Origin of the sequence: Nocardia sp. NPDC002869, assembly GCF_046764065.1 — a bacterium.
Lineage (GTDB): Bacteria > Actinomycetota > Actinomycetes > Mycobacteriales > Mycobacteriaceae > Nocardia > Nocardia rhamnosiphila.
Window position 1 is genome coordinate 1 of sequence record NZ_JBKOOL010000137.1, and the last position, 15,695, is coordinate 15,695.

18 protein-coding genes are annotated in these 15,695 nt (G+C 67.8%); 10 read left to right on the top strand and 8 right to left on the bottom strand.

Annotated elements, in window-relative coordinates; all coding sequences use genetic code 11:
* Window positions 1–90: 90 nt before the first annotated feature.
* Complete coding sequence (locus ACLML9_RS21770; RefSeq protein ID WP_411947265.1) at window positions 91–1,590, bottom strand: MFS transporter; 1,500 nt, start codon at window positions 1,588–1,590, stop codon at window positions 91–93.
* A 140-nt stretch (window positions 1,591–1,730) separates the two neighbouring features.
* On the opposite strand from ACLML9_RS21770, the gene ACLML9_RS21775 reads away from it, so the two are divergent.
* Window positions 1,731–2,837: a lycopene cyclase family protein gene (locus ACLML9_RS21775; RefSeq protein ID WP_411947266.1), complete on the top strand. Its 1,107-nt coding sequence runs from the start codon at window positions 1,731–1,733 to the stop codon at window positions 2,835–2,837.
* The gene (locus ACLML9_RS21780) at window positions 2,837–3,748 is read left to right on the top strand and encodes a Ku protein (RefSeq protein ID WP_411947267.1); all 912 of its coding nucleotides are present in this window, start codon (window positions 2,837–2,839) and stop codon (window positions 3,746–3,748) included. Before ACLML9_RS21775 ends, ACLML9_RS21780 begins: the two co-directional genes overlap by 1 nt.
* Before the next feature lie 6 nt (window positions 3,749–3,754).
* On the opposite strand, the gene ACLML9_RS21785 is transcribed toward ACLML9_RS21780, so the two are convergent.
* Complete coding sequence (locus ACLML9_RS21785) at window positions 3,755–4,252, bottom strand: GNAT family N-acetyltransferase (protein WP_411947268.1); 498 nt, start codon at window positions 4,250–4,252, stop codon at window positions 3,755–3,757.
* 173 nt (window positions 4,253–4,425) lie between these two features.
* On the opposite strand from ACLML9_RS21785, the gene ACLML9_RS21790 reads away from it, so the two are divergent.
* Complete coding sequence (locus tag ACLML9_RS21790) at window positions 4,426–5,331, top strand: universal stress protein (RefSeq protein ID WP_411947269.1); 906 nt, start codon at window positions 4,426–4,428, stop codon at window positions 5,329–5,331.
* A gap of 27 nt (window positions 5,332–5,358) precedes the next feature.
* Here ACLML9_RS21790 and ACLML9_RS21795 read toward each other — a convergent pair whose 3' ends face one another.
* On the bottom strand, window positions 5,359–6,270 hold the full coding sequence (locus ACLML9_RS21795; RefSeq protein WP_411947270.1) for an LLM class F420-dependent oxidoreductase: 912 nt from the start codon (window positions 6,268–6,270) through the stop codon (window positions 5,359–5,361).
* 166 nt (window positions 6,271–6,436) lie between these two features.
* On the opposite strand from ACLML9_RS21795, the gene ACLML9_RS21800 reads away from it, so the two are divergent.
* The 3 genes from ACLML9_RS21800 to ACLML9_RS21810 all read left to right on the top strand — a co-directional run bounded on the left by ACLML9_RS21800 (window position 6,437) and on the right by ACLML9_RS21810 (window position 7,850).
* Complete coding sequence (locus ACLML9_RS21800; protein ID WP_411947271.1) at window positions 6,437–7,327, top strand: alpha/beta fold hydrolase; 891 nt, start codon at window positions 6,437–6,439, stop codon at window positions 7,325–7,327.
* Between the two features lie 81 nt (window positions 7,328–7,408).
* Complete coding sequence (locus ACLML9_RS21805; RefSeq protein WP_411947272.1) at window positions 7,409–7,642, top strand: hypothetical protein; 234 nt, start codon at window positions 7,409–7,411, stop codon at window positions 7,640–7,642.
* Window positions 7,643–7,667: 25 nt separating this feature from the next.
* Window positions 7,668–7,850, top strand: a complete 183-nt coding sequence (locus ACLML9_RS21810) for a hypothetical protein (RefSeq protein ID WP_411947273.1) — start codon at window positions 7,668–7,670, stop codon at window positions 7,848–7,850.
* Between the two features lie 3 nt (window positions 7,851–7,853).
* Here ACLML9_RS21810 and ACLML9_RS21815 read toward each other — a convergent pair whose 3' ends face one another.
* Window positions 7,854–8,450, bottom strand: a complete 597-nt coding sequence (locus tag ACLML9_RS21815) for an LLM class flavin-dependent oxidoreductase (RefSeq protein WP_411947274.1) — start codon at window positions 8,448–8,450, stop codon at window positions 7,854–7,856.
* Between the two features lie 35 nt (window positions 8,451–8,485).
* Between ACLML9_RS21815 and ACLML9_RS21820 the strand changes: the two genes are divergently transcribed.
* Window positions 8,486–8,818 (top strand): histone-like nucleoid-structuring protein Lsr2, encoded by a 333-nt coding sequence (locus tag ACLML9_RS21820; protein WP_411947275.1) that lies wholly within the window; start codon window positions 8,486–8,488, stop codon window positions 8,816–8,818.
* A 206-nt stretch (window positions 8,819–9,024) separates the two neighbouring features.
* Here the strand turns inward: ACLML9_RS21820 and ACLML9_RS21825 are convergent, their stop codons facing one another.
* Window positions 9,025–9,699 carry a TetR/AcrR family transcriptional regulator gene (locus ACLML9_RS21825; RefSeq protein WP_411947282.1) on the bottom strand — a complete coding sequence of 225 codons (675 nt, stop codon included), beginning with the start codon at window positions 9,697–9,699 and terminating at the stop codon, window positions 9,025–9,027.
* On the opposite strand from ACLML9_RS21825, the gene ACLML9_RS21830 reads away from it, so the two are divergent.
* The 3 genes from ACLML9_RS21830 (at window position 9,651) to ACLML9_RS21840 (ending at window position 12,021) form a co-directional block, all read left to right on the top strand.
* Window positions 9,651–10,100, top strand: coding sequence for an SRPBCC family protein (locus ACLML9_RS21830; protein ID WP_411947276.1), 450 nt, complete (start codon window positions 9,651–9,653; stop codon window positions 10,098–10,100). The two genes, ACLML9_RS21825 and ACLML9_RS21830, sit on opposite strands and share 49 nt — an antisense overlap.
* A gap of 154 nt (window positions 10,101–10,254) precedes the next feature.
* Window positions 10,255–11,328: an alpha/beta hydrolase gene (locus tag ACLML9_RS21835; RefSeq protein ID WP_411947277.1), complete on the top strand. Its 1,074-nt coding sequence runs from the start codon at window positions 10,255–10,257 to the stop codon at window positions 11,326–11,328.
* A gap of 117 nt (window positions 11,329–11,445) precedes the next feature.
* Entirely contained in the window at window positions 11,446–12,021 is a 576-nt protein-coding gene (locus ACLML9_RS21840; protein ID WP_411947278.1) for a MaoC family dehydratase N-terminal domain-containing protein, read from the top strand.
* 9 nt (window positions 12,022–12,030) lie between these two features.
* Here ACLML9_RS21840 and ACLML9_RS21845 read toward each other — a convergent pair whose 3' ends face one another.
* The 3 genes from ACLML9_RS21845 to ACLML9_RS21855 all read right to left on the bottom strand — a co-directional run bounded on the left by ACLML9_RS21845 (window position 12,031) and on the right by ACLML9_RS21855 (window position 15,332).
* Complete coding sequence (locus ACLML9_RS21845) at window positions 12,031–12,276, bottom strand: hypothetical protein (RefSeq protein ID WP_411947279.1); 246 nt, start codon at window positions 12,274–12,276, stop codon at window positions 12,031–12,033.
* Window positions 12,277–13,938: 1,662 nt separating this feature from the next.
* Window positions 13,939–14,409, bottom strand: a complete 471-nt coding sequence (locus ACLML9_RS21850; RefSeq protein ID WP_411947280.1) for a TrmO family methyltransferase — start codon at window positions 14,407–14,409, stop codon at window positions 13,939–13,941.
* A gap of 32 nt (window positions 14,410–14,441) precedes the next feature.
* Window positions 14,442–15,332 carry a hypothetical protein gene (locus ACLML9_RS21855; RefSeq protein ID WP_411947281.1) on the bottom strand — a complete coding sequence of 297 codons (891 nt, stop codon included), beginning with the start codon at window positions 15,330–15,332 and terminating at the stop codon, window positions 14,442–14,444.
* Window positions 15,333–15,695 lie beyond the last annotated feature (363 nt).

Genomic DNA, 15,695 nt, shown 5'->3' on the forward strand with positions numbered 1-15,695 from the left:
GATGGACGGTTTCGCCGCCGCCCCGTACGGCACCTCGCCGGCGCAGTGATCGAGGGTGGCCGGCGGTCAACCGGCCGCCGGCCACCACCCTCAACGGTCGTCGTCCGGCGAACCGGCCGGGCGGTCACCCCGGCCCACCACGAAGGCGATCACCCCCATCAGCAACAGCACGCCGGCGCCGGCCGCGATGGACGCGTGCGCACCGGTGACGAACGATTCCCGCGCCGCGGCCAGCAGTCCGGAATCGGCCGCGTACCGCTGGATGGTCTCCCCGAGGGTCGGCGCGAACTCACCACCGGCGCGGAAGACCAGCGCTGCCAGCGAGCCCAGCAGGGCCAGACCCAATGCATTACCGAGTTCGAAACTGGTTTCGGAGATACCGACCGCCGAACCGGCCCGTTCCGGCGGGACCGAGGCCACCGCCACCTCCGAGACCAGCGTGAACACAATGCCGTAACCGATACCGGCGATCGCCGACCCGGCCACGTACCAGCCCGCGCCGCCGTCGGCGCCGATACCGAGCACCAGCAGGTTGCCGGCCGCGGCCGTCACCAGTGCCGTGACGAACGCCCACCGCACGCCGAGCAGCCGGGCCACCGCCGATCCGCTCACCGAGAAGATGAACACGGTGATCGCCATGGGGATCCCGAGCACGGCCGCCTGCAGAGGGTCCCGCCCGGTCACCGACTGCAACCAGATACTGCTCAGATAGCTGAGCCCGGCCAGCGACATCATCGCGGCGGTACTCGACCCGATGGCGACCGAGAACCGGGCGCGAGTGAACAGCGACAGATCGACCAGTGGGTGGGCCAGTCGCCGCTGCCGGCGTACGAACAGGGTCAGCACCGCCGCGCCGAGGAACGCGATGACGAGGGCCTCGACATCGGGCCCGTGCTCGGCGATGTGCTTCACCGCGTACACCGCGGGCAGGATCCCGCCGATGGACAGTGCCACGCTGGGCAGATCGAGCGGCCCCAGCGCGGCGGCCCGGTGCTCGGGCAGCAGCAGTGGCGCGAACGCGAGCAGCACCAGCAGGACCGGCACATTGATCAGGAACACCGACCCCCACGAGAAGTGGTGCAACAGGACGCCGCCGATGATCGGCCCGACGGCCGAGCCTCCCGCGAAGAACGCCGTCCAGATCCCGATCGCCCGCGAACGTTGCCGCTGGTCCGGGAAAAGATCGGAGATGAGCGCCAGACTCGACGGGAGCAGGGTTGCCCCGCCGATCCCCATCAGCGCGCGGGCCGCGATGAGTACCGCCGCACTGGGCGCGAAGGCCGCGATCGCCGAGGCGGCGCCGAATACGGTGGCGCCCGCGAGCAGCACGGTGCGGCGGCCGATCCGGTCGCCCAGGTTGCCCATGGTGATCAGCAGACCGGCAATGAGGAACCCGTAGATGTCGAGGATCCACAATTGCTGGGCGGCGGTCGGGTCGAGGTCGGCGGTGAGGGTGGGCAACGCCAGGAACAACACCGACATATCCATGGACACCAGCAGCACCGGCAGCAGGAGTACGGCCAGACCGAACCAGGCACGCCGCCCGCCGCCCGTATCCGGTGCGGTCCGTGCCGCCTCCACGTTCGTCATCCACGTTCCTTCCGGGTCGTCGGTTCACCCAGTCGTAACACGCGTGACCGCGGCGGCTGTTCCTGGCCACGGCGGCGGGCGGCGACAATCACCACCACCCCGGCGGGCGCGGCGCGCGGCGGCCGTGTTTCGATCCGACGATGAGCGCCGATATCGCCATCTGCGGGCTCGGGCCGGCCGGGCGCGCGCTCGCCCACCGCTGTCTGGCCCGCGGGATGACCGTGCTCGTCGTGGACCCGAATCCGCGGCGGGTATGGCGGGCGACCTACGCCGCCTGGTCCGACGAACTCCCCGACTGGCTCGACGGGTCCGTCGTCGCGGCCACCGTCGCCCGACCCCGGGCGCACGGCCTGCGCGATCACACCATCTCGCGTGCGTATTCCGTACTGGATACCGCCCTGCTCCAGCAGTCCCTCGATCTCACCGGCGCCAAGGTGGTGCCGGGGCGGGCGGTGGCACTCGACCGGCGCACGGTGACGCTCGACAGCGGCCGGGTCCTGCGCGCCGGCCGGGTAGTCGACGCGCGCGGGTTACGGCGTCGTCCGGGCCGGGCCGAGCAGACCGCCTACGGCCTGAAGCTCGCCCGCGACACCGCGTCGGAGCCCGCACTGTTCATGGACTGGCGGCCGGACAACGGTGCCGCCCCGGGCGCTACCCCCTCGTTTCTCTACGCGGTACCGCTGGGCGCCGACGCCGTGCTGTACGAGGAAACCTGCCTGGTGGGCGCACCCGCCCTCACCCAGGAGGAACTCGCGCGACGCCTGCACCGCCGGTTGCGGGCCCGGCATATCGCAACCGCGGGCGACGAACCGGTCGAGCGGGTGCGCTTCCCGGTCGCCGGCGGCAGGCCCGGCGCCGGCCGCTTCGGCGCGGCGGGCGGGTATCTGCATCCCGCCACCGGCTACAGCGTCGCGGCCGCGCTGACGGCGGCCGAGTCCGTCGCCGCCGGCGGCTCGGGGTGGACCACCGCGGCGCGCGCGGTCCACCGGCTCCGGCAGGCCGGGCTGCGGGCGTTGCTGGCGCTGCCGCCGACCGAGATCCCGCGTTTCTTCGACGCATTCTTCGATCTCGATATCGAACTGCAACGCGCCTATCTCTCACGGCGCGACGATCCGATCGGCATGCTCACCGCCATGTCCGGGCTCTTTTTCGGGCTTCCGGGCCCCGTGCGGACCCGGCTCGCGGCGGCGACACTCGGACTGCGACCGATCTCGCCCCGGGGGTCCGGGTCGGTCATCATGGAGTGATGCGGTCAATCTGGAAAGGCTCGATCGCGTTCGGGCTGGTGAATGTCCCCGTGAAGGTCTACACCGCCACAGAGGACCACGACATCAAATTCCATCAGGTCCACGCCAAAGACGGCGGACGGATCAAATACGACCGCGTCTGCACGATATGCGGGAAATCGGTCGCATTCGCCGATATCGATAAACAATACGAATCACCGGAGGGGGAGAAAGTCGTCCTCACCGACGACGATTTCGCCAAACTTCCGGTCGCCGAGAAACACGAGATCCCTGTTCTGCAATTCGTACCGTCGGATCAGATCGATCCGATCCTGTACGACAAGACCTACTATTTGGAACCGGATTCGAATACCCCCAAGGCCTACGTGCTGCTCGCCGCCACCCTCGAACGTATCGACCGCACCGCGCTCGTGCATTTCACGCTGCGCCAGAAGACCAGGCTCGCGGCCATGCGGGTACGAGACGGCATGCTGGTGCTGCAGACCCTGCTGTGGCCCGATGAGGTACGCGCGGTCTCCTTCGAATCGCTGGAGGAAGCCGGCACACCCCGGCCCCAGGAGATCAAGATGGCCGAGACGCTGGTCGAGTCGATGTCCGACGATTTCGACCCCGACCAGTACACCGACGAATACCAGGTCGAATTGCAGCGCCTGCTGGACGAGGCAGTCGCCAGCGGTGACGGGAAGGCACCCGAACGCCCCGAGGCGGCCGCCGCGGAGTCCGATGCCGAGGTGGTCGATCTGGTGGCCGCGTTGCAGCGGAGCCTGGAGGCCAGCGGCGCGGGCGGGGATACGGAATCCGGGGCCCCGAAGAAGGCCCGGAAGTCGCAGTCCAGGAAAGCGCAACCGCGCAAGACCGCGGAGCCGAAGGCCCGGAAAACCGCGCAGAAGAGAACCCGCAAGGGCGCGTGAACCGGATCAAACCGCCTGGATGAACCAATCGAGACGGCCCTCGGGGCCCACGCTGGTGTGGTGGTAGTGGAATCCGAGCCGGTGGGCCAGCGCCATCGCCGCGCTGTTGTCCGGGTCTATCCGCAGTATCGCCTCGTCGGCCAGATCGTGCCGGGCCAGATATCGGCACGCCAGCACAACGCTGCGGCCGGCGACCCCCCGGCCCCGCCACGGCGGGTAGATGCCGAAGGCGATATCGGCCTGACGTTTCGCCAAGAATTCCTGTTCCACCGCCAGGTCCAGGGTCCCCGCCAGCGCATGGGTCAGCGCGTCCACCACGCCGAAGGTCTTGCACAGGCCGTCCTGCGCCCACTGGTCGGCGCAGCGTTCGAAATCGGCCACGACATTCGGGGTTCCGGGGCCCGGGGCGCGACGCATCGATGCCCGGTCCTGAGCCGCCAGATGCGCGGCGGCATCGGCCACCTCGATCGGCCGTAGCCCGATCACCCCATCCGATATCAGCACGCGATCATGATCTGCACATCCCGCCGCGTTCGACAAGCCTTCGCTACGGCGCGCCGCGAACGAAAACCCAGGTAGCGCATATTGTGACGCGAGCACGGGATGCGCATGATCCGTTTTGCCGGACACGCCCGGCGGATATCGCCGCGGTTGTCCGCCGGGGGGATACTCGGCCGATGACCGCACACGAAGACGATCCACACCGGCTCGTATCCGCTGCCGTCGTAGTGGGTGTGGACGGTACTCCCGCCGCGCATTCGGCCATCCGCTGGGGAGCGACGGTCGCGGCCCGGCGCGGCCGGCGCCTGATCCTCGCCTACGGAATGAATTCGACCCCGGCCAAGACCTGGCTGGTCGCCTACCAGCCCATGGTCGACGAAGCCGTGCAGACGCTGAAAACCCACGGTGAACAAGTACTGGCAACCGGTACGCAGGTGGCCCGGGAGGCCGCCCCGGGGATGGAGGCCGACACCCTGCTCTCCGAGCAGAGCCCCGCGAAGATGCTGATCGGGCTGTCCGAATCCGCGCATATGGTGGTCCTCGGCTCGCGGCGCGGTAGCGCGGTCTCGCATCTGGGCTCGACGATCCTGGCGGTCGCCGCGCACGGCCGCGGCACGATCGTCGCGGTGCGCGAGAACGGGGAGGAGATCACCAGCGGCCCGGTGGTCGTCGGCGTCGACGGCAGCCCGGTCAGCGATACCGCGGTCGCCGCCGCCTTCGCCGAGGCCGCCGAACGCGAAACCGACCTGGTCGCCGTCCACACCTGGAGTGATCTGACCTTCACCGAATTCGCGAGCACCGGCCTGATCGAGATCCCGGCCGAGGATCTGCAGACCGCCGAACAGGCGGTGCTGGCCGAACGGCTGGCGGGCTGGCAGCAGCGCTATCCGGAGGTCACCGTGCAGCGCGAGGTGTATCCGTCCACACCGGCACAGCATCTGCGTGAATGGTCCGAACGCGCGCAACTCGTCGTGGTCGGCAGCCGGGGGCGTGGCGGATTCCGCGGACTGCTGCTCGGCTCGACCAGCCAGTCGCTCATCCAGCACTCCGCGTGCCCGGTCATGATCACCCGGCCGGCCTGACGCGCCACCGCCGGCCGGGGCGAGCGGTCAGCCGGTCAGCTCCGACAGCAGTGCGCGGGTGCGACCTGCCTCCGCCCCGCCGGCGAAGACCGAGGCGACGAATTCGGTGGCTCCCGCGTCGAAGATGTCGCGGATACGGGCCGCCACCTGCTCCTCGGATCCGATGATCGCCAGATCCGCCGGCCCGGCCGCGCCTTCGCGGTCCATCATCGCTCGATACGACGGCAGGGTGCCGTACATCGCGAAGGTGGTGGCCGCCCGTGCCCGGGCGCCGTCGACATCATCGGTCACCAGCACGGGAAGCGAGCAGACGATACGCGCCGGCGGCCGGCCCGCGTCGGCGGCGGCGGCGCCGATCGTCGGCGCGATATGGTCGCGAATGGTGGCCGGGCCGGTCATCCACAGCACGGTGCCGTCGGCGCGACGGCCTGCCAGCCGCAGCATCTGGGTACCGAGTGCGGCGAGCAGTACGGGAATCCGGCCCTCGTCCGGGATCCCGAGTTCCAGATTGCCGCTCAGCGTTTCGCCCTTGTACGACGCCGGCTGCCGTTCCAGCAGCGGGACCAGGACGGCGAGGTACTCACGCATATGACGGGCCGGCCGCTCGAACCCGTACCCGTACATATTCTCGATGACCACCTGATGCGACAGGCCGATACCGAGGGTGAGCCGGTCCGGGCCCACCGCGAGCGCCGTGGTCCGCGCCTGCTGGGCCAGTGCCCCGGGATGGCGAGGGTAGGTGGGCACCACCGCGGTACCGAGTTCGATCTCGGGCACCTGACTACCCGCGACCGCCAGCGCGGTGAGCGCGTCCACGCCGAAGATATGCGAGAGCCAAGCCGAGGCGAACCCCTCCTCGGCGACCCGGCGGAGATCGTCGGCGAGCAGGCGCAGCGCGTCGGCTCCGGACCGTTCACTGAGCAGAATGCCGATACGCACGGTGTGCCTCCTCGTCGAGTGGTCGGATCGGATCTCCGGCCGGGCCGGCGGCTCCTCCGGGCGTCGAGCCTACCTCTGCGCCCCGCGGATACCGCGCGTGGCGACGTCGCGCCGACGCGCCCGCGACATACTCGACCGGCGCCCCGCGGCGGGGCATGCTGGGACCATGGACGAGTTTGCGAGCTGGCGGTCGAGCGGAGCGCGTTTCACCCATCGCGGACACCAGATCTTCTGGCGCGCGGGCGGTACCGGATCGTCCGGGACCCTACTGTGCCTACACGGTTTTCCCACCGCGTCCTGGGATTGGCACGCCCTGTGGCCGGAGCTGTGCGAGCAGTTCGAGCGGGTTCTCGCCCCGGACCTGATCGGTTTCGGCTGGTCGGCCAAACCCCAGCACTACGACTACACGATCACCGATCAGGCCGACCTGGCCGAACAGCTGCTCCGGGAACAAGGGGTGCAGGGGTTCCACATCCTGGCCCACGACTACGGCGATACGGTGGCCCAGGAAATGCTGGCCCGGGATGCCGAACGCCGGGCGGCCGGGGATCGGTCCCTGGTGATCGAATCGGTCTGCCTGCTCAACGGCGGCCTCTTCCCCGAGGCCCATCGGCCCCGGCCCATCCAGAGCCTGCTCGCGAGCCCGCTGGGTCCGCTGGTCGGCCGGTTCGGCAACGAGAAGACCTTCGCCCACAGCCTGGGCGCGGTGTTCGCCGCCGAGTCACGGCCGGACGAGGAGCAGATGCACCAGTTCTGGATGCTGTGGTGCAGTAAGCACGGCAAGCGCAACGGCCACAAACTCATGGGTTATATGGCCGAGCGGCGCGCCCATCGGCAGCGCTGGGTCGGGGCGCTGATCCGCCCGCAGGTGCCGGTCCGGCTGATCGACGGCCTGCGCGACCCGGTGTCCGGCGCGCGCATGGTGCGCCGGTACCGCCAGGTGGTTGCCGAGCCCGATGTGGTGGAACTGCCCGACGTCGGGCATTACCCGCAGCTCGAGGCGCCGACCGAGACGCTGCGCGCCTTCCGCGAGTTCCTCGCGTCCCGCGTCGGGTAGCGCCGGGGCCCGCACCGACTCGTCCTGGTCGACCCCACCGACGAGGCGGCCGAACTGCTGTTCGGCACGGCCATCCGCCGGGTGGAACGCATCACCCTGACAGTGCACGGTGCCCTCGCGCGCCTCGGGTTACTCGGGCTGATGTACCGCTCGATGCTGAACGCGGTCCCCGCGGACGTCCGGCGCGATATGGAACGGGAGGAGTTCGCCCCGGATATCGTCCGCACGCAGTCGGTCCAGGCCCGCACCTTCCTCGACGACCTCGCCACCTGGCGCGACGATCCATCCGAACTCGGCGCCATCCCGGTGACGTGATTTCGGGCGGCCGTCCGGGGACGGGATGACCACCCGGATCCGCGCCGCGGCGAACGCCGCCCACGCCCACCGGGCCGCGGTATCGCCTGCCGGCCGCCATGTGCTCGCGCCGGCCTCCGGCCACTACGTCCCGATCACCGAACCCGAACTGGTGATCGAGGAGATCCGGCGCTTCGCCGGGAACCGACCGGTTCCCGCCCGGCCCTGAGACTCAACCGGCGATGATCCGCGCCAGCTCGGCATCGGAGGCGGCCAGCGCGGCGCGGTCGTAGGTGGAGGTGGTCGCCAGCAGCTCCTCGGCGCCCGTCCGGTCGGCGAGCTGCTCGATCCGGCGCCGCACCATCTCCGGTGTACCCGCGACCGCACGCCGCACCGCCGCCTCGACGCGGCGTCGCGTCTGGTCGGTCCACGACGCGCTCTCGCCGACCGGCTCCAAGGGCGGGAATACGCCGGTGGACCGGGACCGCGCCATCGCCCAGGCCTCGGGCAGGACGAGTGCGCGGGCCTGCTCATCGGTTTCGGCGACGGTGACCTCCAGCGCGAGCGTCACCCGCGGACGTTCGCCCCGCGGACTCGGCCGGAATTCCCGGCGGTAACCGGCCAGAGCCGCAGCCGAGTCCGGGCTGTCCAGCAGCGGACCGCCGAGCACCGCCGGCAGCCCCAGCCGCGCGGCCACCGCCAACCCCTGTCCGGTGGCCAGCACGAACATGGGGATCGTCAGGTCGCTCACCGGATGCGCGGTGACCGGACCGGTGCCGTACGGACTCCGCTGCCGGATTCCGGTCGGGCAGGCCCCTATGGCTACCATTGTCCGGATAGTTTGCCCACTGTTCGGAGGACTGCATGGCGCGCAAGGTGATCGTCGAGCTGGTCGACGACTACGACGGAACTTCCATCGCCGAGGAAACTGTCACGCTCGCTCTGGACGGTGTCACCTACGAGATCGACCTGTCGGCGGACAATGCCGAAAAGCTGCGCGACACAATCGGTTCCTGGACAGCGCATGCGCGCCGGGTCGGCGGCCGGGCGAAGAGCAAACAGCGGCCGCAGGCCACGGGCAACAATGCCCGGACCCAGACGATTCGCGAATGGGCCCGCAAGAACGGGCTGGAAGTGTCGAGCCGGGGTCGGATCTCGGCGGAGATCGCCGAGGCCTATCGGAAGGCAAACCCGTAACCCGTCGCCGTCTCGGGTGAATTCCCGTTCCCGCGGAATCATTACGGCTCCGGGGACATCGGCGTGCACTTTTCGCTGAACGCGGGAGGCGGCGGTCGGTCCGGCACACATACTGCTCGCCCCTCGGACCACAGGCCTGAACAACATGTGGCCGGTCCCGGGCCGGTCACCTCGACGACCGCGCGGCTTCCGGGGAAGCGATGGCACTACTGCGCGGTCTCGTGGCCGTGGTGCACCGAGCGGGTGTTGGTTGTCCGGCTCCGTCGCATAGCGAACAACGCTGCCGCTGCCTGCTCGGCGAGCTCGGGCGCGTGGGCGGGGATCTGCCGGCCGGCATTCAGATATCGCTTGATCATGGCGTAGGGCAGGTCGACTACCGCGAGGAGTGCCCGGTCGGCCGCGTCCGGAGCGCTATCGCCGCTCTTCTCGATCAGGGCACTCAGGGCGTCGTGGAGCGCGGTGTCGGCTCGCGCGGTGTCCGTGCGAGCCTGCTCGCTCCAGTTCTGCTCATCCAGCTCTTGTGCTCCGGCGAGCAGTACGCGCGCTTCGCGGGGGTTGCGCCGCGCCCACTCGAGGCTCGCGCGGGCACTGCGGCGGATCGCCTCCCGCGGTTCTCCGAGACTCAGCGCGGCGAACAGTTCGTCGTGGAATCCCCGTAGCGCGCGTGACCACAGTGCGGCCAGTAATGCGGGGCGATCCGGGAAGCGGTGATATACCGACCCGCTCGGTGCGCCGGCGGCTTTGGCCACTCCCGACATGGTGACAGCGGCCGGTCCTCCTCCGGCCAGGAGTTCCGCGGCGGCGTCCAGGAGCCGGTCGGCATCGTGCCTCGGTGGCCTTCCCCTGGCCGGCGATGCGGCTCGACCGCCCGCTCGAAGCAGGCGCGGTCGGTGGGCACGGCCCTATCCGGTACACGGTGGAGCACTACGTACCCGGCCACTGGGTGCGCTTCCGCTTCACCGGACCCCGCGGCTTCGACGGCTTCCACGAATTCACCGTCCATCCCACTTCCGACGGCACCGATCTGATTCACCTGCTCGCCATGAATGCTCGAGGTCGGGCGCGACTGACATGGCCCCTGGCCTACCGGTGGCTGCACGACGCCCTCCTGGAAGATTGCCTGGATCGTGCAGAACACGCCCTCACCGGCTCTGTTGCCCACCCCGCCCGGTGGGCCCGCCGTGTCCGCCTACTGCGCTGGATCGCCACCGTGACGGCCGCTCACACCAGAACATCACCGGTGATACCGGGGCCCGCGCCGAGCGAATCAGATCACAGATAGGTAACGAACCCGCCTCCGTCGACGACGGACCGATCGGTATGCCGAGACCGTGGCGGGGGCCGCGCGCTGTTCGGCACCGGTCGGGATCCGCGTGACCGGCACCGGCCGGTCACCTCGACCCTGTGCTCACCCGGACGAAAGGCCCTGCTCCGCGATGCGAACCCGATTGTCTCCGGCGCCGGTGGACGCCCTGAACCGCCGCGCCCTCTGGCTGATCACCGCCGCGTTCGCGGTCATCGCCCAAACTCTCTTCCTGATCGGCGGCAGCACCGCGCCCGCCCGCGCCGCCTTCGATCCCGCCGGAGCGGATTTCTGGGTCGACTCGAGTATGGGCCCGATCAAATCGCGGGTGTTCCGCGCCGCCGACGGCAATACCTCCCGGGTGGTCTACGCGCTGGACGGGATGCGCGCCCGCGAAGATCTCAGCGGCTGGGAGATCGATACCGATATCGCCCGGGAATTCACCAAATGGAATATCAACGTGGTGATGCCGGTCGGTGGACAGTCCAGTTTCTATACCGACTGGAATGCGCCGAGTTCCTTTCTCGGTGTGGCACCCGGCTCGGGTTCGGCCGCCGGATCGGCCTCCGGTTCGTCGTCGGGCTCCGGCGGGTTGCAGGCCCTGTCGGGCGGCCCCGGCAAGTCCTACACCTATAAGTGGGAAACCTTCCTGACCCGTGAACTGCCCGCCGCTCTGCGCGACCGGCTCGGTTTCGCCACCCGGCGCAACGGTGTGTTCGGTCTGTCGATGGGTGGCAGCGCCGCCCTGACCCTGGCCGGCGACCATCCCGGCCAGTTCAGTTTCGCCGGCTCCTACTCCGGCTACCTGAACATCTCCGCACCCGGGATGCGGGAGGCGATCCGGGTCGCCATGATCGACGCCGGCGGCTACAACGTGGACTCGATGGCCGCGCCCTGGGATCCGAAATGGCTCCGGATCGACCCGTTCGTGGCCGCACCCCGCCTCGTCGCGAACAACACCCGGCTCTGGGTGTCGGCGGCGAGCGGTCTGCCCACCGCGACCGACAGCCCGAGCGTCACCACGGTGAACGGGATGGGCCTCGAGGCGCTGGCGCTGGTGAACACGCGCGCCTTCCAGATCAGGATGGCGACCCTGGGCGCACAGAACGTGCACTACGACTTCCCCGCCTACGGTATCCACGCGTGGAACAACTGGGCCGACCAAGCCCTGCGGATGCTTCCCGATCTCTCCGCGAATATCGGCTGACGGCGATGCCGATACGCGAAATCGCCCGGCCGAGCGCACAATCGGCGTTGCCGCGGGTCCGGCCGTACCCGCTCACGAACCCTGCGGACGCCCGGAAAATCGGTAGAGTGAGCCGTCGTGAGTGCTGACGATACGGCCGTCTCCGGAACTCGGGAATCTCCTTCCGCACCGGGACCGGGACTGCCGGTGGGATATCGGTACCGCCCCCGCGACCACTACGTCGTCGGCCGGGAGAAGATCCGTGAATTCGCCCGCGCGGTCCAGGATCATCACCCGGCCCACTGGTCCGAGGACGCCGGCACGGAGTACGGATACGGCGGCCTCATCGCCCCCTTGACGTTCTTCTCGGTGCCGGGGTTCCTCGCCCAATCGGAGATGTTCGCCTCCGTGATGACCGGCTACGACTTGAGCCAGATCATGCAGACCGATCAGTTGCGCGCGGAGTCCGCGCAGGCGTGGGCGGCCCAATGGGCCGACGCCGGGACCGCTGACAAACGCGCCATGATCACACGCGCGCTGCGCGGTAGCCGTCTCGTGGTCGGACCGGCAACCAATGCGGGGCCGAGGTTCGATTCGTCCCGGATCCGGTTGGTGGACAAAAACACGCCCCGCCCCGGGGCACAGAACGGCCCCGGGCCGGGCATCACGGGTGACACGGGCCCCGGGGCCGGGGATGGGGTTTCTGTGGCCTGACGTGGGCCGTCAGGCGGCGTTCGGGTGCTGATCCTGATGCGGGTCGCTACCGGCGTCGGTGGCGGCCCGTTTCCGTGCCCGGACACGGTCGAGGATGGCGGCGAGCGCGTCGAGCTCGACACGGTCGAGGGGTTCGCGTTCGGCGACGACTCGACGCCAGTAACCGATCCGTTCGGGATCCAGTGGCACCACCACAGATCGGTCGAGGTTGGGGTCGGGTGCGGGCGAGTCGGGGTCGGTCGGGTGTCCGGTCATGGCGGCTCACTCCCTCACGGAGACGACGGATGTGCTCACCTACTACTGCCGCCGAAAACGCGATTTCGGGACATACGCCCGGCATGTATTTCGTCACATCGGGATTTATCGATGCCACGACGAGACACTGCCGGTAACCCGCCGCCGTCGACCACGGGCGTGCGAACGGGAACGGATATGAGGTGCCCCCTTCACATGGTCAGCCAGAACGACACGAGACCAGGCGCCGGATACGGCCGCCACGGATGTCTATACAACAGGTATGTATAGACAATCCCGGCTGCCGCCCGCGCGGATATACCGCCGGTGAGCAGCGGAGACTGCGGGCGAGGGTGGTTCGATTTGACCGCCCCACCGAATCGGGCACGCAACCTCACCACCGAATCTGCCACGGAATAATTTTCATCACCTCACCCGAGCACCGGCTCACGACGAGCACGCGGCCTGCCGCGCCAGGGCGAACGGCCACGCAAACGTGCTTGGGCATCGCACGCCGACCAGGGCACGCCACCGCAGCCCGAAAGCCAACCAGCCCGTTGGCGCACCGACCAAGCACCACAGCGCCCCCCCGGAGAAGTGAGAGGACGTCGGAGGCGTCGGCACCGATACGGGGACAGCCAGTTCCTCGCCTGCGATCAGCAGGTACCGATCAGCGCCCGAACGCATGTCTATTCACTATGTATGAATAGACAATCCTGGATGACATCCGCGCGGATATGTGCCCCGTCAACTGCGGATATCCGGGTGCGCGGGTGGGAAAATTGATAGGACCACGTATCTCGCCATGTATTTCCCCACGAAATACCCCACGTATTTTCCACGACCCGAAGCGGACATCTCACGCCGACAGCAACGAGCCCGCTGACCCTGCCGACCAGCCCGCAAATTCCGGCCCGAAGGTCCTCGCGGCAGCAACCCGGCCCACGTTCACCCCACCTCAAACGCCGGTCCACGAACCGCACCCAGACTGCTTCCGGAACATCCCCGAACTATCCCGACCCTATCCAAAACCTATCCGTTTCACATCCTGCCGTACACAACCGCAGCTCAACGGGCCGATGCCTGCCGGAGCGAGGTCGAGGACCCACCGACCCGCCGCGCCGACGACGACCGTAGCCTCCTGGGGCGCTCGCCAGACTCGGGGCGCCGGCCGAAGGCTTCACGCCCCGCGCCTGTGCTCCGCGGCTCGCCGCCTGCAGGAGCGGGTGGATACACAGCAGCCGCAAGGTACACACCGACTCCCCGGCGCAGAAAAGGGACGCGCACCGACGCGACGGGCAAGGACCGGCCGGGCACGGATGTATATACAGCTGTGAAAGTACATACAATCCTGGGCAACCTCCAGCCGGATATATGGCGCTCGACCAGGGGTTTTCCGGCCACAGGGTGATGTGATTCGATCACATCACCGAATCGGGCACGGAACACGGCACCGAACTCACCACCGAATGGCTCATCAAGATCACGAAAATTCGGGCCATAAACGGGTCACATTCACAACACTCGCCGTTGAGTGGGGCGGCAGTGACCCGCAGGTATACCGCATCACGCTGCGAGGTCCGCGCTTGAACCGATCCCACCCCCGATGCGTATCGTCCCCGCCTTTATCCGCGTGTGGGTTCAACACCCCGGGGCGCAGCACCGCAAGCGCCTTGTGGGATGCTAGAAGTAATTCTTAAGCATCTCTGTGGACCATGGAGCCTGGCGGACCTCTCCCCGCGGACCGAATTCGGTGAACCACGGTTTGACGTCGAGTATCGGGGTGCCGTCCACGGCATCCAGTTCAGCTACGTGTAGGTCCAGGCCATCAATGCGCAGCAAGCGTGTACGGGATACGCCGAGCCAGTTCAGGCGGCGCATGTTCCGATGACCGAATATTCCCACTTTGGGCCAATCGGGGTTGTCGCGGGCACTGCGTGCACCAAAGTTGAGATCCGTTTGGTCGGTCAGGTGGAATCGAAATACGACCTCGAGGTGGCTAAAATCCTCTAATCCTTGGACGGACTCCTCGGTGAATCGATCTCCGTCCAATCGAATGATCGATTCTGTGCCGGCCCAATGGTCGTCGGTAGGTTCACGACGACCCCCGATGACATGGGCTACGGGCACCACTTCGAACACTTCGTCTGTCATAGCTCTCTATTCCGCTTCCTGTGGATGGTTCCTTATCGAATGCTGGCAAGATAGTTCGACGCTTGCGCGGTGACATCGTCTACGCCTGAGATTCGTTTACCCGCATAGGGGGCGACAGTCTGGCGGATCTCTCGTGCCACGTCTCTCGTTCGTCCCGACTGCACATCGCTCATAGCGGTCAATGCGGACGCCCATGTGGAGCATGCACGCTCGATTTCTCCCATGCGTGCCTGGACGGTACCCAGGTACCCGAGGGTGACCGCGTGGGTTCTGGTGAATTTCGTAGCCTTGCGTTTTCGGGCGCTGATCTCGAAGTGTCGGGCGGCGGCGCTCAGGTCGCCGGCATCTCGCAATGCGCATGCGGTCTCGTGCGCGAGGCTGGCCTCGGAGAAGAAGAACACGCGGGCGGGTTCCGGTTCGGCGTCCGACGCGGCAGCCAGATCGTTCTCGGCCTCGATCAAAGCTTTCGCTGATTCGGTTGCGAGACCGGCCGCGCTCAACGCTTTGCCGTGCACAACCTTTAGTAGGGATTTCTCTCGGGGGCAGGCCATCCGGTAGCGGTCACCACTGACTGAGGCTTCGGCGAGGCGAAGCCCTTCTGGGTAGTGCCCGAGGTCGATTGCTTGATGTGCCATCGCACGCAAGATGTGCCCGGTCAGAGGCTGGTCATCGGATTCGGCGGCTAGTTTGGTCGCCGCTGTGAAATAGCGTTGAGCTACTGAGTGCTCGCCGTTGTCGAATGCCATCCATCCAGCGAGATATGCCAGTTCCCCGGCCGCCGAGAACATGTCACGGCGCACACTTTCGCTGGAATATGATCCGTTGAGGTATCCGGTTACCTCGTCGGTGAGGTACTGGATAACCGCTGTCCGGCCCCGTCCTCCTCCGAGCCGTTGATCCATCTGCGAGAACAGATGCATCACGTCTCGGACAGCAGCAACATCAGCCTTCCCGACATGCCGCAGACCGGACTCCTTACCCGGCGCTGTCGATCCGACCGGCGCGAGCCAGCCAGGCAGCAGAACCGCGGTGCTCAGAGCGGCGGAATATCCAGTCCGTAGGAATGAGCGCCGTTCCACATCAGCCTTCCCGAGATTGAGCAGAGTAGCTACCGGGTCCTGGATGTCACCGAAGCACTTTTCGTACCACGCTATGACATCAGAGGTCGGCGTGCGCTCTCCCCGGTCGGGCCTGTAAAGATAACGGTGTAAGTCGTTGTCGTTGAGTTACTTTCGTGCGGCGGCCAGGCGGCCGTCGAAGGTCATGTCGAACGCGTTGAGGGCTTC